General features: G+C 71.2%; 24 protein-coding genes. 6 read left to right on the forward strand and 18 right to left on the reverse strand.

Annotated elements, in window-relative coordinates; genetic code table 11:
- Positions 1 to 279 precede the first annotated feature (279 nt).
- From pheT to infC, 7 genes are all read right to left on the reverse strand, one after another.
- Positions 280 to 2,790 carry a phenylalanine--tRNA ligase subunit beta gene (pheT, locus tag AB0G47_RS21445; RefSeq protein WP_360772106.1) on the reverse strand — a complete coding sequence of 837 codons (2,511 nt, stop codon included), beginning with the start codon at positions 2,788 to 2,790 and terminating at the stop codon, positions 280 to 282.
- Positions 2,790 to 3,917, reverse strand: a complete 1,128-nt coding sequence (gene pheS, locus AB0G47_RS21450) for a phenylalanine--tRNA ligase subunit alpha (protein ID WP_360772109.1) — start codon at positions 3,915 to 3,917, stop codon at positions 2,790 to 2,792. The genes pheT and pheS overlap by 1 nt, the downstream gene beginning before the upstream one ends.
- Positions 3,918 to 4,084: 167 nt before the next feature.
- Positions 4,085 to 5,200 carry an ATP-binding protein gene (locus AB0G47_RS21455; protein WP_360772112.1) on the reverse strand — a complete coding sequence of 372 codons (1,116 nt, stop codon included), beginning with the start codon at positions 5,198 to 5,200 and terminating at the stop codon, positions 4,085 to 4,087.
- Positions 5,201 to 5,252: 52 nt separating this feature from the next.
- Complete coding sequence (locus AB0G47_RS21460; RefSeq protein WP_360772116.1) at positions 5,253 to 6,098, reverse strand: RNA methyltransferase; 846 nt, start codon at positions 6,096 to 6,098, stop codon at positions 5,253 to 5,255.
- 169 nt (positions 6,099 to 6,267) lie between these two features.
- Positions 6,268 to 6,654: a 50S ribosomal protein L20 gene (gene rplT, locus AB0G47_RS21465; protein WP_360772118.1), complete on the reverse strand. Its 387-nt coding sequence runs from the start codon at positions 6,652 to 6,654 to the stop codon at positions 6,268 to 6,270.
- A gap of 97 nt (positions 6,655 to 6,751) precedes the next feature.
- Positions 6,752 to 6,946 (reverse strand): 50S ribosomal protein L35, encoded by a 195-nt coding sequence (rpmI, locus tag AB0G47_RS21470; protein ID WP_135330421.1) that lies wholly within the window; start codon positions 6,944 to 6,946, stop codon positions 6,752 to 6,754.
- A 120-nt stretch (positions 6,947 to 7,066) separates the two neighbouring features.
- The gene (gene infC / locus AB0G47_RS21475) at positions 7,067 to 7,789 is read right to left on the reverse strand and encodes a translation initiation factor IF-3 (protein WP_360772435.1); all 723 of its coding nucleotides are present in this window, start codon (positions 7,787 to 7,789) and stop codon (positions 7,067 to 7,069) included.
- 321 nt (positions 7,790 to 8,110) lie between these two features.
- On the opposite strand from infC, the gene AB0G47_RS21480 reads away from it, so the two are divergent.
- Entirely contained in the window at positions 8,111 to 8,497 is a 387-nt protein-coding gene (locus tag AB0G47_RS21480; RefSeq protein ID WP_360772122.1) for a DUF1844 domain-containing protein, read from the forward strand.
- Positions 8,498 to 8,501: 4 nt separating this feature from the next.
- Here the strand turns inward: AB0G47_RS21480 and AB0G47_RS21485 are convergent, their stop codons facing one another.
- From AB0G47_RS21485 to AB0G47_RS21495, 3 genes are read right to left on the reverse strand one after another with little or no spacing between them, the layout of a single operon-like run.
- Positions 8,502 to 9,236: an SseB family protein gene (locus tag AB0G47_RS21485; protein WP_360772124.1), complete on the reverse strand. Its 735-nt coding sequence runs from the start codon at positions 9,234 to 9,236 to the stop codon at positions 8,502 to 8,504.
- 52 nt (positions 9,237 to 9,288) lie between these two features.
- Entirely contained in the window at positions 9,289 to 10,452 is a 1,164-nt protein-coding gene (gene mycP / locus AB0G47_RS21490; RefSeq protein WP_360772127.1) for a type VII secretion-associated serine protease mycosin, read from the reverse strand.
- Positions 10,449 to 11,927: a hypothetical protein gene (locus AB0G47_RS21495; RefSeq protein WP_360772130.1), complete on the reverse strand. Its 1,479-nt coding sequence runs from the start codon at positions 11,925 to 11,927 to the stop codon at positions 10,449 to 10,451. The genes mycP and AB0G47_RS21495 overlap by 4 nt, the downstream gene beginning before the upstream one ends.
- 138 nt (positions 11,928 to 12,065) lie before the next feature.
- On the opposite strand from AB0G47_RS21495, the gene AB0G47_RS21500 reads away from it, so the two are divergent.
- Positions 12,066 to 13,268: an amino acid deaminase/aldolase gene (locus tag AB0G47_RS21500; RefSeq protein WP_360772133.1), complete on the forward strand. Its 1,203-nt coding sequence runs from the start codon at positions 12,066 to 12,068 to the stop codon at positions 13,266 to 13,268.
- Between the two features lie 7 nt (positions 13,269 to 13,275).
- On the opposite strand, the gene AB0G47_RS21505 is transcribed toward AB0G47_RS21500, so the two are convergent.
- From AB0G47_RS21505 to AB0G47_RS21530, 6 genes are all read right to left on the reverse strand, one after another.
- Positions 13,276 to 14,226: a DUF2510 domain-containing protein gene (locus AB0G47_RS21505; protein WP_360772136.1), complete on the reverse strand. Its 951-nt coding sequence runs from the start codon at positions 14,224 to 14,226 to the stop codon at positions 13,276 to 13,278.
- 28 nt (positions 14,227 to 14,254) lie between these two features.
- Positions 14,255 to 15,559 carry a haloacid dehalogenase-like hydrolase gene (locus tag AB0G47_RS21510; protein WP_360772139.1) on the reverse strand — a complete coding sequence of 435 codons (1,305 nt, stop codon included), beginning with the start codon at positions 15,557 to 15,559 and terminating at the stop codon, positions 14,255 to 14,257.
- Positions 15,560 to 15,593: 34 nt separating this feature from the next.
- Entirely contained in the window at positions 15,594 to 16,895 is a 1,302-nt protein-coding gene (locus AB0G47_RS21515) for a haloacid dehalogenase-like hydrolase (protein WP_360772142.1), read from the reverse strand.
- Between the two features lie 103 nt (positions 16,896 to 16,998).
- Positions 16,999 to 17,781, reverse strand: a complete 783-nt coding sequence (locus AB0G47_RS21520) for a 3-oxoacyl-ACP reductase (RefSeq protein ID WP_360772145.1) — start codon at positions 17,779 to 17,781, stop codon at positions 16,999 to 17,001.
- Between the two features lie 6 nt (positions 17,782 to 17,787).
- On the reverse strand, positions 17,788 to 19,179 hold the full coding sequence (locus tag AB0G47_RS21525) for an aldehyde dehydrogenase family protein (RefSeq protein ID WP_360772147.1): 1,392 nt from the start codon (positions 19,177 to 19,179) through the stop codon (positions 17,788 to 17,790).
- A 7-nt stretch (positions 19,180 to 19,186) separates the two neighbouring features.
- The gene (locus tag AB0G47_RS21530; RefSeq protein ID WP_360772149.1) at positions 19,187 to 20,557 is read right to left on the reverse strand and encodes a glutamine synthetase family protein; all 1,371 of its coding nucleotides are present in this window, start codon (positions 20,555 to 20,557) and stop codon (positions 19,187 to 19,189) included.
- A gap of 77 nt (positions 20,558 to 20,634) precedes the next feature.
- Here AB0G47_RS21530 and AB0G47_RS21535 point away from each other — a divergent pair, with 77 nt between their 5' ends.
- The 3 genes from AB0G47_RS21535 (at position 20,635) to AB0G47_RS21545 (ending at position 23,706) form a co-directional block, all read left to right on the forward strand.
- Entirely contained in the window at positions 20,635 to 21,381 is a 747-nt protein-coding gene (locus AB0G47_RS21535) for an FCD domain-containing protein (RefSeq protein ID WP_360772151.1), read from the forward strand.
- 160 nt (positions 21,382 to 21,541) lie between these two features.
- On the forward strand, positions 21,542 to 22,990 hold the full coding sequence (gene eat / locus AB0G47_RS21540; protein ID WP_360772152.1) for an ethanolamine permease: 1,449 nt from the start codon (positions 21,542 to 21,544) through the stop codon (positions 22,988 to 22,990).
- Between the two features lie 2 nt (positions 22,991 to 22,992).
- Complete coding sequence (locus tag AB0G47_RS21545; RefSeq protein ID WP_360772155.1) at positions 22,993 to 23,706, forward strand: gamma-glutamyl-gamma-aminobutyrate hydrolase family protein; 714 nt, start codon at positions 22,993 to 22,995, stop codon at positions 23,704 to 23,706.
- Positions 23,707 to 23,864: 158 nt separating this feature from the next.
- On the opposite strand, the gene AB0G47_RS21550 is transcribed toward AB0G47_RS21545, so the two are convergent.
- Complete coding sequence (locus AB0G47_RS21550; RefSeq protein ID WP_360772158.1) at positions 23,865 to 24,806, reverse strand: LysR family transcriptional regulator; 942 nt, start codon at positions 24,804 to 24,806, stop codon at positions 23,865 to 23,867.
- A gap of 70 nt (positions 24,807 to 24,876) precedes the next feature.
- Here AB0G47_RS21550 and AB0G47_RS21555 point away from each other — a divergent pair, with 70 nt between their 5' ends.
- Positions 24,877 to 26,001, forward strand: a complete 1,125-nt coding sequence (locus AB0G47_RS21555; protein ID WP_360772161.1) for a TDT family transporter — start codon at positions 24,877 to 24,879, stop codon at positions 25,999 to 26,001.
- On the opposite strand, the gene AB0G47_RS21560 is transcribed toward AB0G47_RS21555, so the two are convergent.
- Positions 25,970 to 26,692: a helical backbone metal receptor gene (locus tag AB0G47_RS21560; protein ID WP_360772163.1), complete on the reverse strand. Its 723-nt coding sequence runs from the start codon at positions 26,690 to 26,692 to the stop codon at positions 25,970 to 25,972. The two genes, AB0G47_RS21555 and AB0G47_RS21560, sit on opposite strands and share 32 nt — an antisense overlap.
- Between the last annotated feature and the right edge of the window lie 5 nt (positions 26,693 to 26,697).

Below are 26,697 nucleotides of genomic sequence, written 5' to 3' on the forward strand. Positions count from 1 at the left end.
CGGAACCTGCCCCGGCGCCGCGCCGTGAGCAGCATCCGGCGGGGAGCTCCAGCCCTCATACGGATCATGCCGACGGCCCCCCTTAAGGCCCTGTTCAGCGTGCAGGCCGTGCAGCCGCGCGGATCAGCCCCTGCGGCCGGATAGATTCTGTCGACCGCCTGGGCCGATCGGGCCAGAGAGGGCTTACTAGTCACTCAAACGAGTGAAGGGCGTACCCGGAGGTCCGGATACGCCCTTCTTTGCGCCTCTTGTGCGCCTGGTGGCGACTACAAACGGTGACTACGCTCCGCGCAGCACCGCACCCGTCCGCTCCGCCGCGAGGGCGACGGCCGCGTCACGGGCCGCGGAGGCCTCGTCGACGGTCAGCGTGCGGTCGGCGGCGCGGAAGCGCAGCGCGTACGCCAGGGACTTCTTGCCCGCGCCGATCTGCTCGCCGGTGAAGACGTCGAACAGCCGGATGGACTCCAGGAGTTCACCCGCGCCCTCACGAAGGACCTTCTCGACGTCGGCGGCGGGGACGTCCCCGTCGACGACGAGCGCGACGTCCTGTGTGGCCACCGGGAACGTGGAGATCTTCGGCCCCTGCGGGACACCGGTGCTCGCGTCCTCGAGACGGTCCAGGTCGAGCTCCATCGCGCAGGTGCGCGCGGGCAGCGACAGCGCCTTGACGACCCGCGGGTGCAGCTCACCCGCGTACCCGATGACCTGCTCGGCGCCGTCGATCACCACGGCGAGCTCGGCGCACCGGCCCGGGTGCCAGGGACCGTACTGGCCCTGGCGCACGAGCAGTTCGGTGCCCGACTCGGCGGCAAGGGTGCGCGCGGCCTGGACCGCGTCGGCCCAGTCCGCCGGACGGCCCTTGCCCCACCAGCCGGCCTGCTCGCGGGCGCCCGCGAGGACGACGGCGGCGTGCCGCGGCTGGACGGGGAGCGCCTCGGTCAGGGAGGCGACCTCTTCGTCCGTGGGACGCCGGTCGACAGGCAGCCGAACGGCGATCCGCCGCTCGTCGCGCGGCTCGAAGACCAGGCCGGTCTCGAAGAGCGCCAGGTCGTGGCTGCCGCGGCCTTCGTTGCGGCGCAGCGCGCCGAGCAGCCCCGGAAGCAGCGTCGTACGGAGAGCGGGCTCCTCGTCGGAGAGCGGGTTGACCAGCTTCACGACGCGGCGCTTGGGGTCGCCGGGCTCAAGACCGAGCTGGTCGAAGACCTGCTCGCCGATGAACGGGTAGTTCGGCGCCTCGACGAAACCGCTGCCGGCCAGGGCGCGGCCGATGCGGCGGTGCAGCCGCTGCCGGTCGGTCAGGCCGCGGCCCGCGGGGGGCTTGGGCAGCGTCGAGGGGAGGTTCTCGTACCCCTCGAGCCGGATGACCTCTTCGGCGAGGTCGTTCGGCTCGGTGAGGTCGGGGCGCCAGGACGGCACGGTGACCGTCAGGGCGTCCTGGCCGTAGACGTCGCAGCCGACCTCCTGCAGACGGCGTACGACGGTCTCACGGCCGTAGTCCATGCCCGCGACCTTGTCCGGGTGGTCGGCGGGCATGCTGATCGTGCGGGGCGCGGAGGGCGCGATGACCTCGGTGACCCCGGCGTCGGCGGTGCCACCGGCCAGCAGGACGAGCAGGTCCACGGTGCGCTGCGCGGCGGCGGACGCGGCCTGCGGGTCGACGCCGCGCTCGTAGCGCTTGGCCGCCTCGGAGGCCAGCTTGTGGCGCCGGGCGGTGCGGGCGATGGAGATCGCGTCGAAGTGCGCGGCCTCGATGACGACGTCGGTGGTGCCTGCGTCCTCGGAGTGATCCGCGATCTCGGTGTTGGCGCCGCCCATGACGCCCGCGAGGCCGATCGGTCCGCGGTCGTCGGTGATGACCAGGTCCTCGGCGTCGAGGACGCGCTTGGCGCCGTCGAGCGTCGTGAACTTCTCGCCCTGCTCGGCACGGCGCACACCGATCGTGCCTTCGATACGGGAGCGATCGTAGGTGTGCAGCGGCTGGCCGAGCTCCAGCATCACGTAGTTGCTGATGTCGACGGCGAGCGAGATCGGGCGCATGCCCGCCTTCTGCAGGCGGCGCTTGAGCCAGATCGGCGAGCGGGCCTCGGGCTGCAGGCCCGTGACCGTGCGCGCGGTGAAGCGGTCGCAGCCGCGCGGGTCGGAGATCTTCACCGGGTAGCCGGACGAGTTCGGCGCGGGCACGTCCAGGAGCGCCGGGTCGCGCAGCGGCAGGCCGTACGCGGTGGCGGTCTCGCGGGCGACGCCGCGCATCGACAGGGCGTAACCGCGGTCGGGCGTGACGGCGATGTCCAGGACCTCGTCGACCAGCTCGAGCAGCTCGATGGCGTCGGTGCCGACCTCGTGCTCGGGCGGAAGGACGATGATGCCGTTACTTCCGTCGTCGCCCATGCCCAGCTCGTCGCCGGAACAGATCATGCCGTGCGAGGTCTTGCCGTACGTCTTGCGCGCGGCGATCTTGAAGTCGCCGGGCAGGACGGCGCCGGGCAGCACGACGACGACCTTGTCGCCGACGGCGAAGTTGCGCGCGCCGCAGACGATCTCCTGCGGCTCGCCGGTGCCATTGGCCTGGCCGACGTCGACGGTGCAGAAGCGGATGGGCTTCTTGAACTCCGTCAGCTCCTCGATGGTGAGGACCTTGCCGACGACCAGGGGGCCGGTGAGGCCGGCGCCGAGCTGCTCGACGGTCTCGACCTCGAGGCCGACGTCGATCAGCTTGGCCTGTACGTCACGGCCGGTCTCGGTGGTGGGGAGGTCGACGTACTCCCGCAGCCAGGAAAGCGGGACCCGCATCAGATCTCCATCCCGAACGGCCGGGTGAACCGGATGTCACCCTCGACCATGTCTCGCATGTCTTCGACGTTGTGGCGGAACATCAGCATCCGTTCGATGCCGAACCCGAAGGCGAATCCGCTGTACTTCTCGGGGTCGACGCCGCAGGCGGTGAGCACCTTCGGGTTGACCATGCCGCAGCCGCCCAGCTCGATCCAGCCCTCGCTGCCGCAGGTGCGGCAGGGGCGGTCGGGGTTGCCCACGGACTCGCCACGGCACACGTAGCAGACCATGTCCATCTCGGCGGACGGCTCGGTGAACGGGAAGTAGTTCGGGCGCAGCCGCGTCTTCATGTCCGCACCGAAGAGCGACTGGACCATGTGGTCCAGGGTGCCCTTGAGGTCGGCCATGGTCAGGCCCTCGTCCACGGCGAGCAGCTCGATCTGGTGGAAGACCGGGGTGTGCGTCGCGTCCAGCTCGTCCGTGCGGTACACACGGCCGGGGCAGACGATGTAGACGGGCGGCTCACGGTCGAGCATCGCGCGGGCCTGCACGGGGGACGTGTGCGTCCGCAGTACGACACCGGACTCGTCTCCCTCAGTCCCCTTGGGGCCCTCGACGAAGAAGGTGTCCTGCATCTGCCGGGCCGGGTGGTCCGGGGTGAAGTTCAGGGCGTCGAAGTTGAACCACTCCGCCTCGACCTCGGGGCCCTCCGCGATCTCGTAGCCCATGGCGACGAAGACGTCCGCGACGCGCTCCATGAACGTGGTCAGCGGGTGCCGGGCACCGGCCGGGGTGCGGTCGTACGGCAGTGTGACGTCCACCGCCTCCTCGACCAGGACCCGCGCGTCGCGCTCGGCCTCGAGCTCGGCCTGGCGGGCGGCCAGGGCCTTGCTCACGGCGCCGCGCGCCATGCCGACGCGCTTGCCGGACTCGGCCTTGGCCTGCGGGGGCAGCGCGCCGATCTCGCGGTTGGCGAGCGCCAGCGGCGAGGTGCCGCCGGTGTGCGCGACCTTGGCCTCCTGGAGCTGCTCGAGGTCGCCCGCGGCGGCGAAGGCGGCGAGCGCCTCGTCCCGCATGCGCTCGATCTCTTCAGGTTTCAGTGCCTCGACCTCAACAGGGTCGTACGACTTGTTCGGTGCCGACATCTCTTCCCGTGCTTCCGGTTGGCTGGTGATGGTCCCCGTCTACGACTCGGAGACGAATCGTCCACATAGGGGGACGCAAACGTGCCAAGGATCGAGTCTAACGGGGGTGGCGCAGGTGAATGAGCCCGCGGGCGGTGCTCGGGCGGATCAAAGGTGATCAGTGATGATCAGAGGAGATACGCCGGAGTGCCCACGGGCAACGTAAATCGGAATTCGGCGCCGCCGGCGGGCGCGCGGCCGACGGTGATCGTCCCGCCGTGCGCCTCCACGATGCCCTTCACGATGTACAAGCCAAGTCCCGTCCCGCCGCGCTTGCTGCCCCGCCAGAAGCGGGTGAAGACACGGCCCATCGATTCCTCCGGAATGCCGGGGCCCTCGTCGCTCACGGTCACGGCCGTCGAGCAGGTCGCCGAGGACGCCACATCAATGGTGACCGTTCCCTCGCCGTGCCGCACGGCATTTTCCAGGAGGTTGCTGAGCACCTGGTCGATCTTGTCGGGGTCGGCCCAGAGGTCGGGCAGCGGCTGCTCTATCCGTACGAGGAAGCGGTCGGCGTCCTGGCCGGATGCGACATGGGCCTGGACGTGGCGGCCGACGGCGGCGCCGATGTCGACGGGCTGCCGACGCAGTTCGAGCCGCCCGGAGTCGATCCTTGAAATATCGAGGAGCTCGGCGATGAGCCGGGTGACGCGGTTGGCGTCGGCGTCCACCGTCTCCAGCATCAGTTTCTTCTGGTCGTCGGTGAACCGCTCCCACTTGGCGAGCAGTGTCGCCGTGAAGCCCTTGACGGAGGTGAGGGGCGAGCGGAGCTCATGGGCGACCGTGGCGATCAGCTCGGCATGGCTGCGTTCGGTGCGGCGGCGGGCCTCGGTGTCGCGGATGGACACGACGACACGGCGGACGGGCCCGGTGGGCGCGGTGCGCACATAGCGCGCGGAGACGAGGACCTCACGCCCGCCGGGGAGCAGCAGATTGCGCTCGGGCTGGGCGAAACGGGTGGCGAGGCCGCCGTAGGGATCGGTGAGCTGCCACCAGCGGCGCCCTTCGAGGTCCTCTAAAGGCAGGGCGAGCTCCAGCGGTGAGCCCAGGGCGTCGGCGGCACGGACCGCGGTGATGCGTGCGGCCGCGGTGTTGAAGCAGATGACATGGCCCGTCTCGTCCGCGACGACGAGGCCGTCGGGCAGCTCGTCCGGGTCGAGGCCCAGGCTGCCGAGGCCGCCCGGGTCCGCGCGGGTGCGCAGGACGGTCTGCGCTCCCGGTGATCTGCTCGTGCCGATGGTCATTCCCCGTATCCCACCTCTAGGACTGGCGTGGGCCCCCGAGTCCGTCACACTACTAGCTGGGGGTTACGGAACGGCACCCTCCCACGGCACGCTGTGCACGGGCGGAGGCGTAGAGGCACACCGCCGCCGCCGTCGCGAGGTTGAGGCTCTCGGCTCTGCCGTGGATCGGAACGCGCACCACGGCGTCGGCGAGTGCGCGGGTCTCTTCCGGAAGCCCCCAGGCCTCGTTGCCGAAGACCCAGGCGGACGGGGTGCCCATGGTGCCCTTGTCGAGCTCGTCGTCGAGGTCGTCCTCGCCCGCTCCGTCGGCGGCGAGGATGCGTACGCCCGCGTCCTTGAGCCCCTGCACGGCCCGCTCGACGGGTACGCCGACGGCGACGGGCAGATGGAAGAGCGAACCGACCGAAGCGCGCACGCACTTGGGGTTGTAGAGATCCACGGAGGCGTCCGTGAGGATCACCGCCTCGGCACCCGCGGCGTCGGCGCACCGCAGCACGGTGCCTGCGTTCCCGGGGTCGCGGACGTGCGCGAGCACGGCGACGAGCTTGGGCCGGGCGGCGAGGATGTCCTCGAAGGGCGTGTCCAGAAACCGGCAGACCCCGACGAGCCCCTGAGGCGTCACGGTCGTCGAGATGTCGGCGATGACGTCCTCGTCGGCGAGATGCACCCGGGCCCCGGCGGCGCGGGCCTCCCCCACGATGTCGGCGTACCGCTCGGCGGCGTCGACAGTCGCGAACAGCTCCACCAGCGTGTCCGAGTAGGCAGCGGCCTCCCGCACGGCTTGTGGCCCCTCGGCGAGAAACAGCCGCTCCTTACCCCTGAAGTTCCGCTTGGCCAGCCGCCGGGCGGCGCTGACGCGGGGCGATTTGGAGGAGATCAGCTCAGGAGCGGCGGGCATCAAGTCACCTTCGGGGTGCGGGAATTGAACGGGGGCGGTCGGGCCCCGTAAGGGGCGCGGGGAACTGCGCGACCAGCCCCCACGACCCGCAGTCGGCAGACAGCGGACGCAATCGGACCCGCAAGCCACAGGCTTGCGGGTCCGGTCACGGTTCAGCTCAACGCACGGCTTAGGCAGCAGCCTTCGGGGCGTTGACGTCCGACGGCAGAGCCTTCTGCGCAACCTCAACGAGCGCCGCGAAGGCGTTCGCGTCGTTGACGGCAAGCTCCGCGAGGATCTTGCGGTCCACCTCGATGTTGGCGGCCTTCAGACCCTGGATGAAGCGGTTGTAGGTGATGCCGTTGGCGCGGGCCGCAGCGTTGATGCGCTGGATCCACAGCTGACGGAAGTCGCCCTTGCGCTTCTTGCGGTCGTTGTAGTTGTAGACCAGGGAGTGGGTGACCTGCTCCTTGGCCTTGCGGTACAGGCGCGACCGCTGGCCGCGGTAGCCGCTGGCCGCTTCGAGGATCGCCCGACGCTTCTTGTGGGCGTTGACTGCCCGCTTGACGCGTGCCACTTGTTAACTCCTTGTAGCGGGGCCGTGGTTGTCTTCACACGGCCCGGTATCGATTGGGTCCCGGTCAGAGTTCAGGCGCCGTCTTCGGCGCCCGAACTCACTTGCCGAGAAGCTTCTTGATCTTCTTGGCGTCGCCCGGGGCCATCTCGGCGTTGCCGCTGAGGCGACGCGTCAGACGGGACGACTTGTGCTCGAGCAGGTGGCGCTTGCCGGCGCGCTCACGGAGCACCTTGCCGGAGCCGGTGATCTTGAAGCGCTTGCTGGCACCGCTGTGCGTCTTGTTCTTCGGCATAGCGCCGTTCTCTCCTCGTCAGTGGCACTCCCCGCCGGTTCCAGTTCCTGCGAACCGGCGGCAGGGAGCGTCAGTTGTATCGATTGTCATCCGGGGCGCGCGTGGGAGGCGCGTCCTGGATCAGGCCTCTGCAGGCTCCTCGGCGGGCGACTCGGCGTCGGCGTCGGCGGGCGACTCCTCGGCGGAGTCGTCGCCGCGACCCTGGCGCTCGGCCTTGCGGGCGGCCTGGGCTTCGCGGGCCTCGGCCATGGCTTCGGTCTTCTTCTTGTGCGGACCGAGGACCATGATCATGTTTCGGCCGTCCTGCTTCGGGTTCGACTCGATGAACCCGAGGTCTTCGACGTCGTTCGCGAGACGCTGCAGCAGTCGGTAGCCGAGCTCCGGCCTGGACTGCTCGCGACCACGGAACATGATCGTGATCTTGACCTTGTCGCCCTGCTTGAGGAACCGGACGACGTGACCCTTCTTGGTGTCATAGTCGTGCGGGTCGATCTTCGGCCGGAGCTTCATCTCCTTGATGACCGTGTGCGCCTGGTTCTTGCGCGCTTCACGGGCCTTCATGGCCGACTCGTACTTGAACTTCCCGTAGTCCATGAGCTTGCACACGGGCGGACGGGCGTTCGCCGCGACCTCGACCAGGTCCAGGTCGTACTCCTGTGCAAGCTCCAGGGCCTTGGCAAGCGGAACAATCCCGACCTGCTCGCCGCTGGGACCGACAAGTCGCACCTCGGGAACGCGAATCCGGTCGTTGATGCGGGGCTCGGCGCTGATGGATCCTCCTCGGTAGCACCACGCGGCGGTCTGGCGGACAGCCGCGTTACGTCTGTGTTTTCGGACCAACAGACTCGGCGCACAAAAAATGCCCCGGCCGATCACAGGAAGGGGCTCCATTACTACCGGAGCACCTCCGCGATGATCGCGGGGCGCAACTCGGGCGGGCCGTAGTCTCGGGGACTGTGGCCGCCTGACCGGTGACCCGCCGCTCCGGGGAGCGGCCAGGTGGGAAGCGGAGCCTCCACTTGTGGGCCGGGTTCCTTGCGTTTGGACGCGAGTATCCGGCCGGTCGTTACACAAGGTTAGCAGGTCCCGGGGGGAGCGGCTAACCAGCGTGCACGCGGACTCCCGCGGCGCCGCCCGCGGAGGGCTCCGCATATCGTGTGGGACATGAGCGACGCGACCCCCACCCCCGAGTCCCCCGCAGGCTCCTCCCCTGATTCCCCCGACTTCGACACCCTGACCCGTGACATCGCGGACGTCCCCGCGGTCGAGGTGATCACCACGGTGGCGGTCCACCTGATGAGCGCCGCGGCCGTGAACCTGGGCCTCGCCGAGGGCGGCGAGGGCCACAAGGACCTGGACGAGGCCCGCAAGCTGATCCACTCCCTGGCCGGTCTCATGGACGCGAGCGCCACGGAGATCTCCTCGTTCCACGCGGCCCCGCTGCGCGACGGCCTGAAGTCGCTGCAGCTGGCCTTCCGCGAGGCCTCCCACGTGCCGGACGAGCCGGGTCAGGGACCCGGCGAGAAGTACACGGGCCCGGTCTTCGGCTGAGTCCTCACACCGTACGTACGTAAAGGGGCTCGCCCGGTGGCGTCGCCTCGGCCGGCAGCAGTGCCAGGTCGAGGCCGCTCACCAGGCGGGCCCTCAGTGTTTCGTCGGCCGCAAGGTGCCGGGCCACGCGCTGGGCGGCTTCCCCGGGGGCCGCGGAGGGGTCGATGACGAGGGCGAGGGTGCCGTCCGCGCTGCCCGCACCGAGGTAGGCGCGCAGGACGGCGGGCTCGGCGGCGACAGCGGCGCGCACGGCCGCGGTGACGGCGGGGTCGCTCAGCGGGTCCTGGCTGCGGCGGCCCTCGGAGAGGGCGATCAGGGCGGAGCGGTTGATCTCGTACGGGACCGGGCCGGCGAGGTCGAGCACGATGGTGTCGGCCTGCTCGTGGGCGGCGGCCGCGAGGGCCTGGTGCAGCGGCACGGCGACGGGCCTGGCCTCCGGGTCCCACAGGGCGAGGGACGCGGTCGAGGTGAAGGCGGGCAGCGCCTTGCGGTCGCCCGCCTTGAGGGTGGGCACCGCCATGTCGCTGGTCTTCTCGCGGCGCAGGCCGTTCTCCTCCTCCTCGACCTCGCCGAGGACGGCGACGACGGGGACGAGAAGGCGGGCGCCCGCGAGTGCTTCGAGGACCGGGCCGTGCGCGGTGCGGTCCTCGGCCCAGGCGGCGAGCGCGCTGGTCAGCCGGGGGTCGGCGGACCCGTTGTCGTCGGAGAAGCCGGGGTCCGGGATGTTCTTGTTCGCCACGGCCTTGACCCTATCGACCGTGGCAGGGGGCCCGACGACCGCGGTCCCGCTCCTAGCGGACGGGGTTTCCCCGCCGGCCGCGCCACAGGTAGACCGCCGCCGCGAGGAGAGCCACGCCCAGGCCGCCCGCGACCGGGCCGACCCACCCGGCGGGGCCGTCGTCGCCCCGGTCGGGGTCGGGCCCCGTACCGAAGTACTTCTTCTCGTACGCCGCCGAGGTCAGCCCCTGTGGCTTCATCTTGCCGCCGTCGGCGATCGCGGCCGCCGGGTCGATGAAGCCGAAGCCCCGGGAGTCGTCGCGGCCGCCGCCGGGGACGTCGCGGGCGGTGTCCTCGATGAGCTGCTTGATCTGGGCGGGGGTCAGGCCGGGGTGGGCGTCGCGGATCAGCGCGACGGCGCCGGAGACGAACGCGGATGCGGCGCTGGTGCCCCATCCCTCGTAGTACTCGCGGTCCGGGTCGGCGATGACGATGTCCTTGCCGGGGGCGCTGACGGTGGCGTACCAGCGGCGGGTGGAGAAGGAGGCGCGGTCGCCGTCCTCGTCGACGGCGGTGGCGGCGATCACGCCGGGGTAGGCCGCGGGGTAGGAGATGTGGTCGCCGCGCTCGCCGCCGTTGCCCGCGGAGGCGACGACGACGGCGCCCTTCTTCAGGGCGTACTGGACGGCCGCGTCCTCGGCGGGTTCGGGGTGGGCGGACTTGGAGTCGTCGCCCAGGGAGAGGTTGATGACGTCGGCGCCGTGGTCGGCGGCCCAGCGGATGCCGTCGGCCAGGGCGTTGCCCCGGGTGTTGCGGGCCTTCGCGCGGGCCGGGTCGCCGTCCTCCAGGATCACGCGGATCGGCAGGATCTTCGCTTCCGGGGCGATGCCGAGCACGCCGTCGCCGCCGCCAGCGCCGTGTCCGTGGCCGGCGATGATGCCGGCCATGGCGGTGCCGTGCCGGGCCCAGGGGCGGTCGCCCCGCTTCGCGCCGAAGCCGACCATGTCCTTGCCCTGCAGGACATTGCCCTTCAGGTCGGGGTGTTCGGCGTCTATGCCGGTGTCCAGCACGGCGACGGTGATGCCCTTGCCCTTGGTGGTCTGCCAGGCCCGGTCGGTGTGCATGGCGTCCAGGGCCCACTGCTGTGCGCGGATGCCGTCGTCGGCGTGCGCGACGGCGGGCAGCAGGGCGAGGGACCCGGCGAGCACGGCGGCGGTCGTCAACCGGCGGATTCTCATGAGGACTTCTCCGTGGCCGCGATGGTCTTGCGCAGGCCTCGTTCGACGCGGTCGGCGATGCCCTTCGCCTCGTTGCCGAGACCGGCCTGGGCGGGGGCGGTGGTGGCGGAGGTCTTCATGGCTTCCTCGGCGGGCTCCGGTTCGGTGACCGTGCGGCCGTCGGCGAAACCGGAGACGGCGAAGGCGACGACGGGGGCGTCCGGCAGGACGGACACGGTCCAGGAGGCGCGCTGGGCGTCGCCGAAGCCGGCTGCCGGGGTGCCCTTGGCTGCGTACGGCCGTGGCATGAGGTCGGCGCGCCGGTCGAGGCCCTCCTCCGTGAAGCGGGTGCGCAGGGAGCGCATCGCGTCGGCGTCGGCCTTGGTGAACAGCAGGCCCACCGTGGTGACATGGCTGCGGGTCGCGTCCGTGTACGTGGCGCGCAGGAGGCGCAGGCAGCCTGCCGGGGCGAGCGCCTTGCGCAGGAGCGGGTCGAAGGCCGCCTTGCAGCCGCTGTCGGGGGCGACGGCTATCCGGGTCCAGGTGCGGTCGGCGCCGCCGGGGCCCGCGCCCTCTCCCTTGATGGTGACGGGGAAGAGCCGGTCGACGGGCACGCTGTGCCAGAGCTCGCCCGCGACGGCGTACGCGGACTGCGTGCTGCCCGCTCCTTCGGCGTCGCCGGTCAGCCAACTCCCGGTGGCCGCACCGCCGATGAGGCCGAGGCCGAGCACCACGCAGGCAGCGGCGGCGGCCGCCCTGGGGCGCGCCCAGGAGCGGACGGGCCGCAGCCGGGTGGTGCTGTCGTCGTACAGCGCGGGCGGCGCGAAGGTCACGAAGGGGCGCCCGGCACCGGGGCCCGGTGTCAGGTCTACGGCACCAACTGCCCGGCGGGCGGCGGTGGTTCGGGGGGAAGTCGCCTCGGAGACCGCAGCGGGCTTCGGCGGCACCGGCGGGGGCAATCGGTAATCGGCGGCGTCCGCAGCGGTCTCGTTCACGGGCTCGGCGCCTGTTCCGGTTTCTGCGAGGCGGGGCGGGACGGGAGGCTGCGGCGGGACGGCCGGAGGGGCGGCAGGGGCGGCCGGGGCGGCCGGGGCAGGCTCCTGCTCCGGCTCCCGTATCCGCGTCGTACCCGTCGTGCCCGGCGTGCCCAGCGTCGCCGACGGCGGGGGCGCATCAGGGAAGCGGGCCGATGCGGGCGGCGGTGGCGGGGACGCCTGGGTCACGGATGCCGCGTCACCCTCCTGGTCCACCGGCTTCGGGGGATGCGCCGGGGCCGGGGTAACGGGCTGCCGTACGCGGTCGAAGGGGGCAAGCAGGGCCCCGAGGACGGAGTCGCGGTCGCCGTCGGGCGCCCGGTCGGCGGGCTCGGCGTCCGGGTCCACGGGCGGCACCGGCGGGCGCAGATCCGGGAAGCGGGCCGCGGCGGGCGGCTGCGGCGGCGGGGGTGGAGTCGCGGGCTGTGGCGGGACGGGAGTCCGCCGCGCTTCCGTGCTCATGCACCCCCCGTTTCCTCGCTCTTGTGCGCGTAACTCTAAAGGCAGAGGCAGGTCGGCAGGGAACCAGTCCGCGGGCCGGGGCGATCTGCCCGGATCATCCCCCTACCCTCTGGTAATTGTGTCTGGCAGGCTTCGGCCATGACAGGCCGCGCCGCAGACCGAGCCCGCTACGACCGGGCCACCGCACACCTGGACGCCCCGCTCGCGATCGTCGATCTGGAGGCGTTCGATACCAACGCCGCCGATCTCGTGCGCAGGGCCGGCGGGAAGCCGATCCGGGTCGCGAGCAAGTCCGTGCGCTGCCGGGCCCTGCTCGAGCGGGTCCTTGCCAAGGACGGCTTCGCGGGGATCATGTCGTTCACGCTCGACGAGTCGATCTGGCTCGCCCGGTCCGGGTTCGACGACGTGCTCCTCGCCTATCCGTCGGCCGACCGCGCAGGATTCGCCGAGCTCACCGCCGACCCGAAGCTGGCCGCGTCGGTGACCGTGATGGTCGACGACCCGGCGCAGCTGAAGCTCATCGACGAGGCCAGGGGCGAGGGGACCGAAGAGGTGCGGGTCTGTCTGGAACTGGACACCGCCTTCAAGGCCCTCGGGGGGCGGGTGCGGATAGGGGCACGGCGCTCTCCGCTGCACTCCCCCGTCCAGGTCGCCGCCCTGGCCCGCGCCGTGGCCCGGCGGCCCGGCTTCCGGCTCGTGGGCGTGATGGCGTACGAGGGGCATGTGGCCGGGGTCGGTGACGCGGTGGCGGGGCATCCGGTCAGGTCGCGGGCGATCCGGATGATGCAGAGGGCGGCCCGCAAGGAGCTCGCGGTCCGCCGTGCGGAGACCATCCGCGCGGTGCGCGCGATCGCGCCGGACCTGGAGTTCGTCAACGGCGGCGGCACGGGCAGCGTCCAGCACACGGCGGCCGAGGACGCGGTGACCGAGATCGCCGCCGGGTCGGGTCTGTACGTACCGCGGCTCTTCGACAACTACACGTCGTTCAGCGGGCGTCCGGCCGCGCTCTTCGGGCAGCCCGTGGTGCGCAGGCCCGGCGTCGGCACGGTGACGGTGCTCGGCGGCGGCTACCCGGCGTCGGGCGCCGCGGGCCCCGACCGCTCCCCCGTGCCATACCTCCCGGAAGGGCTGCGTTACGACCCGCAGGAAGGCGCTGGCGAGGTGCAGACCCCGCTGCTCGGCGCCCCCGCCGACGACCTCCTGATCGGCGACAAGGTGTGGTTCCGGCATGCCAAGGCCGGGGAGATGTGCGAGCGGTTCGACGCGCTGCACCTCGTGGAGGGCGACCGCGTGACGGCGACCGTGCCGACGTATCGGGGCGAGGGCCACACGTTCCTCTAGTGCGGGGTCACGGTGTGGGGCCCACGCTGTTGCCCACGCCGCCGCTGGTCTCGCCTTCGCCGATCGTCCTGATGCCCTTGGTCATCTTGTCCAGGTCGGCGAGGGGCGGCGCGCCGTCCCCGGCGTCGATGGCGAAGCGGACGATGACCGGCGCCTCCGACCCGAGGCTTGAGGGGAAGGCGAGCGACTGGACGTATCCGCCGGGGCCCTTCTCGGTGTAGACGCGCCAGCGGACGAGGTATCCGGAGCGTCCGGCGACCGCCACGCTCCCCTCCTTCACCTTCTCGTGCCGTGTGATGCCGCCGAACAGTTCCCGGCCGATCGTGTCCTGGTCGTACGCCCGGTCCGCCGCGTCCTTGATGTCTCCGAGGGCCAGCGCCTTGGGCGAGCGTTCGTCGGTGGCCGTCGCCGTGCGGGAGTACACCGTGCCGTGCCGGCAGAAGCTGCCCTCGCCGGGGCAGTCGTAGGTGTCGGGCGTCCAGATGGTCGGGTCGCTGCCGACGGTGTTGTCGGCCTTCTCCCAGCCGTCGAGGACGGGGATCGTGATGCCGTTCAGCTGGTCCACGAGGTGGGAGGGGTCGGGGTCGGGCGCCGACGTGGTGGGCGTCGGTGAGGTCGGCGACGGGGTGTCCACCGGCTCCGACGTGGTCGGCGCGGGATCGCCGCCGGTCGGCTCGCCGTCGTCGCCGCCGAGCACCACGACCCCGGTGACGATCGACGCGACCAGGACGACCCCCGCGACGGCGAGCGCGACGACCTTGGCCCGGCCGCCTCCCCCTGAAGGCACCGGCAGCGGCTGCGTCGGCGGGCCGAACCCCGGCTGCGCCTGGCCCAGGTGAGGGGCTTCGGGCGCGCGCCGGTGCTCGGTCCAGGCGGACCCGTCCCACCAGCGCTCGACATGCTGTGCCGGTTGAGCCGACGGGTCCGCGTACCAGCCGGGAGGGGGCGACATGCTCATCCCGGCACTCTAAGTCGTGCCCCGAAGATCAGAACACCGCGTCCGCCTGATCAGGCACGACCGAGCCGTCCTCGCGCAGGACCGGGCCCTTGCTTCCGTCGTGTTCGTTGTACGCGGCCGTCGAGCACGGGTACGGGTCCGTCTTGCGCGGCAGCGGCTCGATGAACATGGGGTTGACCAGCCAGCGGCCGTCGGCGTTGTCGTAGGCGCGGCACATGAACTCGCTCTTGTTGCGGTTCAGTACCAGGTGCGCGCCGGTCGCGTCGTCGACGAACGTCACGTCCGTGTCGGCGTCGCCGCCGCCGAGCGCGATGCGGTGGGACCAGTCCTGCCTGTCCCAGGCCGACTTGCCCTGGACGCCGTAGATCTCCTGGTTGATCCAGCAGCGCTTGCCGTCGATGTAGGGGATGGCCTCGCCCTGGTTGACGGGGACGTCGCCGCAGCCCTGGTTCCAGGTGGTGATGCGGCCCTTGTGGTCGAGGACGGAGCGGATGGCGATGGTGTGCTTCCGGTCGATGCCGACACCCCCTTTACCGGCAGCCCAGACCTCGGCGACCGGCTCGGACCCTGCCGAGACGATGTAGACGTCGAATCCGGCCTTCTTGAGCGTGCGGATCAGGTCGCGCTGCTGGTCGTAGTAGCGGACGTACGCGGGGATCTCGTGCGTGCCGACGGTCTGGGTGGCGCCGACGGGGGCGGCCAGGGCCTCCTTGCGGGCCTTCGCGGCGTACGACTCCAGTTCGGGGACGGTGTGTCCGGCGAAGAGCTGGGGCACCCAGGCGTACTGCGGGACGGTGTGCCGGTGGTCCCAGTCCCCGGCGAAGGCGGCGGCGCCGCTCATCGTCTTCCCGTCCTCGCGGACCTCGAAGATCTCGTCGGCGCAGTCGGTGTCCGTGGACGTGGGCAGCGGCTCGCCGACCGGCACGTCCGTGCCGCAGGCGGCGGTGAGCGCCCTGTCGGCCTCGTCCGTCATCCACTTGCTGGTGGACTTCCAGGAGGCGGGACGCAGGATCTTGTCGTGGTGGAGGGACCAGGCGATCGTCGCGTCGGTGACGTCGTTCTTGACGACGGTGTTGTCCCAGTCGAAGGCGGCGACCGGACGCTTCTCGTCGTGTCCCCGGTGGGGGCCGCAGCGGCCCCGCTCGTCGATCATCTGCTGGAGCCGGTCACGGTTGTCGCCGTACCAGGTCAGCTCTGTGGACAGCTGCGGGCAATGGGCCTTCGCAGCGGGGGAGTTCGCGGGCGTGGCGGCGGCCGCGGGGAGTGCAGCCGGCCCGGCCGCCAGAGTGGCGGCCGTGGCCAGCGTCAACGCCAAGGCATGTCTGTTGCGCATGCGCATGGACCGTACATCAATCTCTGAGGCCTGGTCAGGTCCCGTGCACCGTGTCCTGCTGGTCGGGGATGACGGACCCGTCGGTGCGGCGTACCGGGCCCTCGGAGCCGTCCCGTTCGGTGTAGCCGGTGCTGGCGCACGGGTAGGGCTCGGCGAGCCTGCCCTTGGGTTCGATGAACATGGGGTTGACCAGCCAGCGGCCGTCGCCGTTGTCGTAGGCGCGGCACATCAGCTCGTTCTTGTTGCGGTTCAGGACGAGGCGCAGGGCCGTGGCGTCGCGCAGGAAGGAGATGTCGGTGTCGGAGTCGCCGGCCGCGAACACCTGCCGCTTCTGCGCCGGTTGGACCTTCTCGGCGGCCGCGCCCCGCACTCCGAAGATCTCCTGGTTGATCCAGCAGCGCTTGCCGTCGATGTACGTGATCATCGAGTCGTCGCCGTCCTCGACGGTGCCGCAGCCCTTCAGATGGGCCGTCAGCTTCCCGTGCGCGGTGACGTTGCGGATGCCGATGGTGTGCCGGGCGTCGACGCCCACGCTCCGCGCCCAGACCTCGGCGACGGGCTCGGGCGACGCGGAGACCACGTACACGTCGAATCCGGCCTTCTTGAGCGTACGGATCAGATCCCGCTGCTGGTCGTAATAGCGGACCCAGCCGGTGAACTTGCCGGTGCCGACGGTCTGTTCGGTGCCGATGGGCGCCGCGAGGTTCTCCTTGCGGGCGGCCGCCGCGAAGCCCTTGATCTGGCGGGCGGACCAGCCCTGGGTGAGCTGGGCGAGCCAGGCGTACTGGGGCTCCATGCGGCGGTGGTCGAAACCGTCGAAGGCCGCTTCCCCGCTCTTGGTGGTGCCCTCGGCGTAGACGGAGGCGATCTCGTCGGCGCAGTCCGTGTCGCGGCCGGTGGGCAGGGTGGTGCCGGTGGCGGGGCAGGCCTTGGTGAGGGCCTTGGCCGCGGGGTCGGTGAGGTAGCGGCTCGTGGTGTGCCAGTCGGCGTTCTTCGGCGTACGTATCTTGCTGTTGCGCAGCAGCCAGAACATGGTGGCGTCGCCGACGTCGTTCTTGATGACCGTGTTGTCCCAGTCGAAGGTGGCGACGGGCTTGGCGCCGCCTCTCCGATGCTGCTCGCCGCACTTCCCGTACGTGTCGATCATCTTCTGGATGCGGGCTGCGTTCCCGTCGTGCCCGCCGTACCAGCCCTTGGAGACGGTGAGCTCGGGGCAGTGCGCGGCCTCGGGCCGAGCGGGCTGAGTGGCCTGAGCGGTGGCCTGGACGGTGACGAGACCGGCTGCGGCGACGGCGAGTACGGCTGTGGCCGCGGTGGCGCGGCGCTTGAAGTTCACGAACACACTCCCGTGTTTACGCAGGTCAGCCGGGCGTCGTGCGACGCCCGGCTGACGGGTGGGTGACTGCTGGGTGAACTGCGGGGTGATCTGCGCGTGGGGCCTACAGCGGGGTGACGTACGCCCCGGTGAGCCCGCCGTCGACGAGGAAGTCCGTGGCGTTCACGAACGAGGAGTCGTCGCTGGCGAGGAACGCCACGGCGGCGGCCATCTCATCGGCCTCGGCGAAGCGGCCCACGGGGATGTGCACGAGGCGGCGCGCGGCGCGCTCGGGGTCCTTGGCGAACAGCTCCTGGAGCAGCGGGGTGTTGACCGGGCCCGGGCAGAGCGCGTTCACGCGGATGCCCTCGCGGGCGAACTGCACGCCCAGCTCGCGGGACATGGCGAGGACGCCGCCCTTGGACGCGGTGTACGAGATCTGGGACGTCGCCGCGCCCATGCGCGCCACGAACGACGCGGTGTTGATGATCGAGCCCTTGCCCTGCTGCCGCATGTAGGGGATGGCGGCCTTGCAGCACAGGTAGACGGAGGTGAGGTTGACCTCCTGGACGCGCTTCCAGGCCTCGAGTCCCGTGTCCAGGATGGAGTCGTCGTCGGGCGGCGAGATGCCCGCGTTGTTGAAGGCGATGTCGACCGAGCCATGGGTGTCGTACGCCGTCTTGAAGAGCGCATCGACCTGCTCGGCGTCGGTCACGTCGACCTTGACGAAGGTCCCACCGACCTCCTCGGCGGCGGCCTTGCCCGCGGTCTCGTCGATGTCGCCGCAGACGATGTTGGCGCCCTCGGAGGCGAGGCGGCGCGCGGTGGCGAGGCCGATGCCGCTGCCGGCACCGGTGATGACGGCGGTGCGGCCTACCAGGCGGCGGCAGATGTTCTGTTCGGTCATGGGTGCTCAGGCCTCCGTGCTTTCCGGGCTGGTGCTTTCCGTACTGATGAAGACGTTCTTGGTTTCCGTGAAGGCGGCGAGCGCGTCCGGGCCGAGCTCGCGGCCGAGTCCGGACTGCTTGTAACCCCCGAACGGGGTCCAATAGCGCACGCTGGAGTGCGAGTTGACGGACAGGTTCCCGGCCTGGACGGCTCCGGACACCCGCAGTGCGCGGCCGACGTCCCGCGTCCAGATGGAGCCGGACAGGCCGTACTCGGTGGCGTTGGCGAGGCGGATCGCGTCGGCCTCGTCGTCGAAGGGCAGGACGACGGCGACCGGGCCGAAGACCTCCTCCGTCGCCACCGGCGCGTCCGCGTCGACGTCGGTGAGCAGCGTCGGCGGGAACCAGAAGCCGGGGCCTTCGGGGGCCGTGCCGTGGATTCCGCTGCCCTCCGCGACGTACGAACGCACCCGCTGCAGCTGGGACTTGGAGATCAGCGGGCCCATCTGCGTCTTCTCGTCGGACGGGTCGCCCACGACGATCGACTCGACGGCGGGCCGCACGATCTCCAGGAAGCGGTCGTACACGGAGCGCTGCACGAGGATGCGGGTGCGGGCGCAGCAGTCCTGGCCGGAGTTGTCGAGATACGACATCGGGGCGGCGAGGGCGGCGGCTTCCACGTCGGCGTCGGCGAAGACGATGTTCGGGCTCTTGCCGCCGAGTTCGAGCGTCAGCCGCTTCACGCGGTCGGCGCACTTGCTCATGATCTGCTTGCCGACGCGGGTCGACCCGGTGAACACGATCTTGGCGACGCCGGGGTGCTCGACCAGGGCGTTGCCCGCGATGGCGCCGGTGCCGGGCAGGACCTGGAAGAGACCCTCGGGAAGGCCTGCCTCCAGGGCGAGTTCGGCGAGCCGGAGCGCGGTGAGCGGGGTCGTCTCGGCGGGCTTCAGGATGACCGCGTTGCCGGCCGCGAGCGCGGGGGCGGTGCCCCAGGCGGCGATCGGCATGGGGAAGTTCCAGGGCGCGATGACGCCGACGACCCCGAGCGGTTCGAGGACCGTGACGTTCAGACCGCCGGGCACGGGGATCTGACGGCCGCTCAGCCGCTCCACTCCCCCGGCCGAGAAGTCGAGGAGGTCACGGACGTTGCCCGCTTCCCAGCGCGCGTTGCCGATGACGTGACCGGCCTCGCGCACCTCCAACCGGGCGAGTTCCTCCAGGTGTTCATCGACGGTGACCGCGAAGCGGCGCAGCAGCCGGGCGCGGTCCGCGGGGGCGACGGCGGCCCACTTCGCCTGGGCGGCGGTGGCGCGCACGACCGCGGCGTCGATGTCCTGTGCGGTGGCGGCGGGGACGGTCGCGACGACCTCTTCCGTCGCCGGGTTCAGTACGTCGAGGTTCTGTACGTCGAGCAAGGGTGCCTCACATACGTTCGAAGGAGCGGCGGAGCTCCCAGTCGGTCACCGCGGAGTCGAAGGCGTCCAGTTCGACCCGCGCCATGTTGCTGTAGTGCGCGACCACCTCGTCGCCGAAGGCGGCCTTGGCGATGGGGCTGTTCTCCCAGAGCTCGGCGGCCTCGCGCAGCGTGGTCGGCACGTGCGCGTAGTCGCCGGTGTAGGCGTTGCCCGTGCACTCCTCGGGCAGTTCGAGCTTCTGCTCTATGCCGTGCAGGCCCGCGGCCACGAGTCCGGCGACCGCGAGGTGCGGGTTCACGTCGCCGCCCGGCAGGCGGTTCTCGAAGCGCATCGAGCGGCCGTGGCCGACGACGCGCAGTGCGCAGGTGCGGTTGTCGTAGCCCCAGGCGGCGGCGGTCGGCGCGAACGATCCCGGCCGGAACCGCTTGTAGGAGTTGATGTTGGGCGCGTAGAGGAGCGAGAAGTCACGGAGCGCGGCGAGCTGCCCGGCGAGGAAGTGGCGCATGACCGGAGACATTCCGCCGGGGTCGTCCGAGGAACCGGCCATGGCGTTGTTGCCGTCGGCGTCGGAGAGCGAGAGGTGGATGTGACAGGAGTTGCCCTCGCGCTCGTTGTACTTGGCCATGAAGGTGATCGAGACACCTTCCTGGGACGCGATCTCCTTGGTGCCGGTCTTGTAGATGGCGTGCTGGTCGCAGGTGACGAGGGCGTCGTCGTACTTGAACACGATCTCGTGCTGGCCGGGGTTGCACTCGCCCTTGGCCGACTCGACGACCAGGCCTGCGGCGGTCATGTCGTTGCGGATGCGGCGCAGCAGCGGCTCGATGCGGCCGGTGCCGAGCACGGAGTAGTCGATGTTGTACTGATTCGCCGGGGTCAGGCCCTTGTAGCCGTAGTCCCAGGCCTGCTCGTAGGTGTCCTTGAAGACGATGAACTCGAGCTCCGTGCCGACGTTGGCGGTGTAGCCGAGCTCGGCGAGCCGGTCGAGCTGGCGGCGCAGGATCTGCCGGGGCGCGGCGACGACGGGTGAGCCGTCGTTCCAGGCGAGGTCCGCGATGAGCATCGCGGTGCCCTCGTTCCAGGGGACGCGGCGCAGGGTGCTCAGGTCGGGGTGCATCGCGAAGTCGCCGTAGCCGCGGTCCCAGGAGGACATCGCGTATCCGTCGACGGTGTTCATCTCCGTGTCGACGGCCAGGAGGTAGTTGCAGCCCTCCGTGCCGTGCTCCAGGACCTCTTCCAGGAAGAAGGGTGCGGCGAACCGCTTGCCCTGGAGCCGCCCTTGCATATCGGGGAAGGCCAGGACGACAGTATCGATCTCGCCGCTCGTGACGAGAGCACGCAGCTCTTCGACCCCGAGCGGGGGTGTGCGGTCTGCCACGGGAAAATCCTCCTTGGGTCAGCCGAGAGCCATAAGGTATTGCCGAGAACCATTGATTGGGAAGGGGGTACGGCCAGATGTCGCAGACGGATGCCGACGACGCGAGCGCCGCGACCGATGACCGGCTGACGCCGGTGCTTCGTCCCGTGCGGGCGGGCAACGGCTTCGAGGAGGCCCTGGAGCAGATCCTCCAGGTCGTCCGTCTCGGCCTGGTGCCCGGCGGTGAACGCCTGCCGTCGGAGCGGGAGTTGGCCGACCGCCTCGGCATCAGCCGGGTCACGCTGCGCGAGGTCCTGAAGGTGCTCCAGGACCAGGGCCTCGTCGAGTCGCGGCGCGGCCGCTACGGCGGTACGTTCGTACGCCCGCGTCCCGAGGCGGCCGGCGAGGACGAGCTGCGGCGGCGCGTGGCGGACGTCGACGTCGAGGACGCGCTGCGCTTCCGCGAGGTCCTGGAGGTCGGAGCGGCCGGGCTCTGCGCGGCGCACGGCCTCGACGACGAGCAGAAGGAACGGCTGCGCTCGGCGCTCGCGCAGACCCATGACGCACCGCTGTCCGAGTACCGCCGCCTGGACACCCTGCTGCATCTGACCCTTGCCGAGCTCTGCGGCTCGCCCTCGCTCACCGCGCAGTACGCGGCGGTCCGGGCGACCGTCAACGACCTCCTGGACTGCATCCCCCTCTTGGTCCGGAACCTGGAGCATTCGCAACGCCAGCACACCGCGCTCGTGGAGGCGGTGCTCGACGGGGACGCGGACGGGGCGCGGGAGATCATGCGCGAGCACTGCGCCGGGACGGCCGCCTTGCTGCGGGGTTTTCTGACATAAAGGGCGCGGTGAGGGGTGATTAACCGCGGTGTAACGCAGGGGTCTTGATTTCTCGCCGGTGGCACGGCAAAGGTATGGATCCGTTCCATTGAGTCACCTGAGTTCGCCTGAGTGATCCAGCCGCCGAGCCGCAGTGCCGCCGCCGCATAGGAGCCGTGCCATGACCGTGGAGTCCACCAAGCCACCCACCACCGCCGAGCCGGCGGACGACTATCTGGAGCGAAGAACGCTGCGCCGGGGCAGCGCGGGCTGGCTCCTGCTCACCGGGCTCGGCGTCGCGTACGTCGTATCCGGCGACTACTCGGGCTGGAACTTCGGCCTGGCGGAGGGCGGCTTCGGCGGCCTCGCGATCGCCATGGCGCTCATGGGCCTGATGTACGCGTGCATGGTGTTCTCGCTGGCGGAGCTGTCGTCGGTGCTCCCCACGGCGGGCGGCGGCTACGGCTTCGCACGCCGGGCCCTTGGCCCCTGGGGCGGCTTCCTGACCGGCACGGCGATCCTCATCGAGTACATCCTGGCGCCGGCCGCGATCGCCATCTTCATCGGCGACTACGTGGAATCGCTCGGCCTTTTCGGCCTGACCTCGGGCTGGCCGGTCTATCTGGCCTGCTTCGTGATCTTCATCGGCATCCATCTCTGGGGCGTCGGCGAGGCGCTGCGCTTCAGCTTCGTGGTGACCGGCATCGCGGTGGCCGCGCTGCTCGTCTTCGCGGTCGCGGCGTTCATGGACTTCGACGCGTCGAAGCTGAACGACATCGCGGTGGACTCATCGGCCTTCGGGTCCAACTCCTGGCTGCCGATGGGATTGTTGGGTATCTGGGCGGCGTTCCCGTTCGGCATGTGGTTCTTCCTTGGCGTGGAGGGCGTACCGCTCGCGGCCGAGGAGACCAAGGACCCGGCCCGTACGCTGCCGCGGGCGATCCGCTGGTCGATGGCCATCCTCATCGTCCTCGCGCTCCTCACGTTCTTCGCATCGGCGGGGGCGCGCGGCGCGAACGCCATCCAGGAGGCAGGCAATCCGCTGGTGGAGGCGCTGCAGCCGGACGGCAAGGCGACGACGCTCAGCCGCATCGTCAACTACGCGGGCCTCGCGGGCCTGGTGGCGTCCTTCTTCTCCCTGATCTACGCGGGATCGCGCCAGCTCTTCGCGCTGTCGAGGGCGGGATATCTGCCGAAGTACTTGTCGCTCACCAGCAGCCGGAAGGCCCCCTACCTGGGCCTCCTGGTACCGGGGGCGATCGGCTTCGGCCTTGCGGCGGCGACCGGGGACGGCGCCCGGATGCTGAACGTCGCGGTGTTCGGCGCCACCATCTCGTACGCCCTGATGTCCCTCTCGCACATCGTGCTGCGCCGCCGCGAGCCGGACCTCGAGCGCCCGTACCGCACGCCGGGCGGCACTGTGACCTCGTCCGTCGCGCTGGTTCTGGCCTGCTCTGCGCTGGTGGCGACGTTCCTGGTGGACGTGACGGCGGCACTCATCGCGCTCGGGGTATATGTGGTGGCAATCGCGTACTTCGGCTTCTACAGCCGCAAGCGGCTTGTCGCACGGGCGCCGGAGGAGGAGTTCGCGGCGCTGGCCGCCGCGGAGGCGGAACTGGAACGCGGCTGAGCATGAGGGAGACGAAGGTGAGCGGGACCGACAGGCCACTGATCGGCATCAGCACCTACCTGGAGTCGAAGGCGCGCTGGCGTGTGTGGGAGCTCGACGCGGCGCTGCTGCCGGCGGGCTACCCGCGCCTGGTCCAGGCGGCGGGCGGCAGCGCGGCGATGCTTCCGCCGGACGATCCTTCGTACGCCGCCGAGGTCGTCGCCCGTGTCGACGGCGTGGTCATCGCGGGCGGCCCCGATGTCGAGCCGGTCCGCTACGGCGCGGAGCCCGAGGACCACACGGGGCCGCCCGCGCGGGAGCGGGACGCGTGGGAACTGGCCCTGATCGAGGCGGCGTTGGCGTCGGGGACGCCGCTGCTCGGCATCTGCCGGGGGATGCAGCTCCTGAACGTGGCGCTGGGCGGAACGCTCACCCAGCACATGGAGGGGCATGTCGAGGCGATCGGCGTCTTCGGCACGCACGAGGTGAAGCCGGTGCCGGACACGCTGTACGCGTCGATCGTGCCGGAGGCTTCAACGGACGTGCCCACGTACCACCACCAGGCGGTGGCCCGTCTGGGCCGGGATCTCGTGGTCTCGGCCCACGCGGACGACGGCACGGTGGAGGCGGTCGAACTCCCGGGCTCCGCCTGGGCGTTGGGGGTACAGTGGCATCCGGAGATGGGGGAGGATCTGCGGGTGATGCGGGCCCTGGTACGGGCGGCGGGGGCGGCGTAGGCATCCTGCCGCCGAAAAGCTTTCCCGCCCACCCACCCGATACCGCAGGGTGATCGGGTGGGTGGGCGGGAAAAGCTTTTCGGCGAAGGCGGGCGGCGACAGAGCACCCCTGGGCACCCTCAGCACAGGTCAGAGACAAAGCACCCCCGGCCGCTGCTCTAAGCCCGCGTCAAAGACAACAGATCCCGCGCCGGCCCAGTAGGCCGGTGCCCCGTAGGCCACACCGCCCGCAGCTCGCGCCGCAACCGCACCTCCGCCAGCGGAATCTCCACCAGCCGCCGCGAAGCCAACTCCTCCCCCACCGCCAGCTCACTCAGCACAGCAGGCCCCGCCCCGCTCACCGCGGACGCCTTCACCGCCGTAGTGGACGACAGCTCGATCAGCGGCCGCGCAAGCCCGCCGAGCGCCGCGTCGAGGACCTGCCGGGTCCCCGACCCCTCCTCCCGGAGGATCAGCGGAGTCGCCGCGAGCTCCGAGGCCCCCAGCGGCTTCCGGCGCCGCGCCCACACATGCCCCGGCGCGGTGACGACGATCAGCCGGTCGTGGGCGATGACCGCCGAGTCGAGCCCGCTCGGCACGGTGAGACCCTCGACGAAGCCGAGGTCCGCCTCCCCGGAGAGCAGCCGCTCCGCCACCACCGTGGAGTTGCCCGCGAGAAGCGACACCGCCGTGTCGGGCCGCGCCGAACGGAGCGCGATCAGCCAGCCGGGCAGCAGATACTCCGCGATCGTCATGCTCGCCGCGACCCGCAGCCGCGAGTCCCGCCGGTCCCGCAACGCCTGCGCCCCCGCGTCGAACGCCTCCGCCGCCTCCACGATCCGCCGCGCCCAGTCTGTGACGAGCGCCCCCGCGTCGGTGAGCCGCGAACCGCGCGGCGACCGGTCCACAAGCGCCACCCCGAGCTGCCGCTCCATGGACCGGACGCGGCTGCTCGCGGCGGGCTGGGTGATGCCGAGCTCCCGCGCGGCCCGCCCCAGGCTGCCGAGCCGCGCCACGGCGAGCAGCAGTTCGAGCGCTCCGAGGTCCGGCACACGATGGGCGAGCGGCGCCCCCGGCGGCGTATCGGAGAACTCGGCAGGAGTGGATGACGTCGTACTCATAAGCCCAGGTTATGCCCTCATAGGGGCATGACTCCTGGTGGGGGACCCGGCGAGGAAGGACCGTGGACGCATGGTCACCGTCGCCCACCCGCAGGCCCCCGCGCACAGCGTGCGCCGCAGCGCCCCCGCCACCCGTCACCTCGCCCCGAACTGGTACGCCGCCGTCATGGGCACGGCGATCATCGCCAACGCGGGCGCCACGCTCCCCGGCCCGGTCGGCGGACCCGGCCTGCGGACCGCCTGCACGGCGGTCTGGGCGCTCTCCCTGCTGATGCTCACCGCGCTGCTCGCCGCCCGCACCCTGCACTGGGTCCACCACCGCGACCAGGCCCGCGCCCATCTCCTCGACCCGGCCGTCGCCCCCTTCTACGGCTGTCTCGCCATGGCCCTGGTGGCGGTCGGCGGCGGCGCCCTCCTCCTGGGCGAGGACTGGATCGGTACGGGCGCGGCGGTGGCGCTCGGCAGCGTGCTGTTCATCGCCGGCAGCGTCATCGGCCTCGCGGTGGCCGTGGCGATCCCTTACCTGATGGTGGTCAGGCACCGAATAGAGCCGGGCCAGGCATCGCCCGTCTGGCTCCTGCCCATCGTGGCGCCCATGGTGTCCGCCGCCGCCGGCCCTCTCCTCGTACCCCATCTCCCGGCGGGACAGGCGCAGGAGACGCTGCTCTTCGCCTGCTTCGCGATGTTCGGCCTGAGTCTGCTCGCCACCCTGGTGATGCTGCCCATGATCTTCGCCCGCCTGATGACCGGCGGCCCCCTGCCGCTCGCGCTCACCCCCACGCTCTTCCTGGTCCTCGGCCCGCTCGGCCAGTCGACCACAGCGGTCAACAAGTTCGCCGACACGGCCGCTTCGGGCGTCGTCCCCGCCCCCTACGACCAGGGCTTCGCGGTCTTCGCCGTGCTCTACGGCGTCCCGGTGATGGGCTTCGCCCTCCTCTGGCTCGCCCTCGCGGCCGCGATGGTGCTGCGGGCCCGACGCCGGGGCATGCGCTTCGCGATGACCTGGTGGGCGTTCACCTTCCCCGTCGGTACGTGCGTCACAGGCGCCGAGGGCCTGGGCAAGCACACCGGCCTCGCGGTCTACGACTGGCTGGCCGTCGCCCTGTTCATCGTCCTGGTGGCAGCCTGGACGGTGGCCCTCACCCACACCACCCGCGGCCTCTTCAGCGGAAAGCTGCTCGCAGCGCCCCGCTGAGCACGCCCGGCGCCTCCCCCAACGACGGTCCGTACCAGGTCAGATGGCGGCCGCTGACCAGCGCCGCGGGGGCGGGGAACGACTCGGGGCCGTCTTCGGCCGTGAAGCGGTACGGCTCGTCGGGCAGGACCACCAGGTCGCGTGCCGCGGCCCGCAGTTCCTCCAGCGGGATGCGCGGATAGCGTTCGGTGTGGGTCGCGTACGCGTTGTCGACGCCCAGGCGCCGCAGCAGGTCACCGGCGAACGTGTCGCGGCCCAGGACCATCCAGGGGCGCCGCCAGATCGGGATCACCGCCCGCAGCCTGACCTCCGGCGCCGGCAGCCGCGCCCACGCCTCTTCCGCCTCGTCCAGCCACCGCGGCCGCCCCGAACCGCACGCGGCGAGCACCCGGGCCAGCTCGCGGAAGGCGCCCGGCAGATCGCGTACCTCCGTCACGAGCACCTCGATCCCCGCCGCCCGCAGCTCCGCGAGGTCGGGGGCGCGGTTCTCCTCCTCATTGGCGATCACCAGGTCCGGGGCGAGCGCGACGATGCCGCGTATGTCGGGGTTTTTGGTGCCGCCGACGCGGACCACGTCCAACTCCGCCGGATGGCTGCACCACTCCGTGGCCCCCACCAGCGCGCCCGGCAGGGTGACGGCGACCGCCTCGGTCAGGGACGGGACGAGGGAGACGACCCGCGTACCGGGCATGGCAG

This window comes from Streptomyces sp. NPDC021622 (genome assembly GCF_040640795.1).
GTDB lineage: Bacteria > Actinomycetota > Actinomycetes > Streptomycetales > Streptomycetaceae > Streptomyces.

Excerpts from the sequence above, each read along its gene's own strand:
- mycP (WP_360772127.1), bottom strand. The coding sequence starts at position 10,452 with ATGAGAATCCGCCGGTTGACGACCGCCGCCGTGCTCGCCGGGTCCCTC.
- rpmI (WP_135330421.1), bottom strand. The coding sequence starts at position 6,946 with ATGCCGAAGAACAAGACGCACAGCGGTGCCAGCAAGCGCTTCAAGATC.
- AB0G47_RS21480 (WP_360772122.1), top strand. The coding sequence starts at position 8,111 with ATGAGCGACGCGACCCCCACCCCCGAGTCCCCCGCAGGCTCCTCCCCT.
- AB0G47_RS21495 (WP_360772130.1), bottom strand. The coding sequence starts at position 11,927 with ATGAGCACGGAAGCGCGGCGGACTCCCGTCCCGCCACAGCCCGCGACT.
- AB0G47_RS21545 (WP_360772155.1), top strand. The coding sequence starts at position 22,993 with ATGAGGGAGACGAAGGTGAGCGGGACCGACAGGCCACTGATCGGCATC.
- AB0G47_RS21560 (WP_360772163.1), bottom strand. The coding sequence starts at position 26,692 with ATGCCCGGTACGCGGGTCGTCTCCCTCGTCCCGTCCCTGACCGAGGCG.
- AB0G47_RS21535 (WP_360772151.1), top strand. The coding sequence starts at position 20,635 with ATGTCGCAGACGGATGCCGACGACGCGAGCGCCGCGACCGATGACCGG.
- AB0G47_RS21500 (WP_360772133.1), top strand. The coding sequence starts at position 12,066 with ATGACAGGCCGCGCCGCAGACCGAGCCCGCTACGACCGGGCCACCGCA.
- eat (WP_360772152.1), top strand. The coding sequence starts at position 21,542 with ATGACCGTGGAGTCCACCAAGCCACCCACCACCGCCGAGCCGGCGGAC.
- AB0G47_RS21510 (WP_360772139.1), bottom strand. The coding sequence starts at position 15,559 with ATGCGCAACAGACATGCCTTGGCGTTGACGCTGGCCACGGCCGCCACT.
- pheT (WP_360772106.1), bottom strand. The coding sequence starts at position 2,790 with ATGCGGGTCCCGCTTTCCTGGCTGCGGGAGTACGTCGACCTCCCCACC.
- AB0G47_RS21460 (WP_360772116.1), bottom strand. The coding sequence starts at position 6,098 with ATGCCCGCCGCTCCTGAGCTGATCTCCTCCAAATCGCCCCGCGTCAGC.
- pheS (WP_360772109.1), bottom strand. The coding sequence starts at position 3,917 with ATGTCGGCACCGAACAAGTCGTACGACCCTGTTGAGGTCGAGGCACTG.
- AB0G47_RS21550 (WP_360772158.1), bottom strand. The coding sequence starts at position 24,806 with ATGAGTACGACGTCATCCACTCCTGCCGAGTTCTCCGATACGCCGCCG.
- AB0G47_RS21520 (WP_360772145.1), bottom strand. The coding sequence starts at position 17,781 with ATGACCGAACAGAACATCTGCCGCCGCCTGGTAGGCCGCACCGCCGTC.
- AB0G47_RS21505 (WP_360772136.1), bottom strand. The coding sequence starts at position 14,226 with ATGAGCATGTCGCCCCCTCCCGGCTGGTACGCGGACCCGTCGGCTCAA.
- AB0G47_RS21455 (WP_360772112.1), bottom strand. The coding sequence starts at position 5,200 with ATGACCATCGGCACGAGCAGATCACCGGGAGCGCAGACCGTCCTGCGC.
- AB0G47_RS21555 (WP_360772161.1), top strand. The coding sequence starts at position 24,877 with ATGGTCACCGTCGCCCACCCGCAGGCCCCCGCGCACAGCGTGCGCCGC.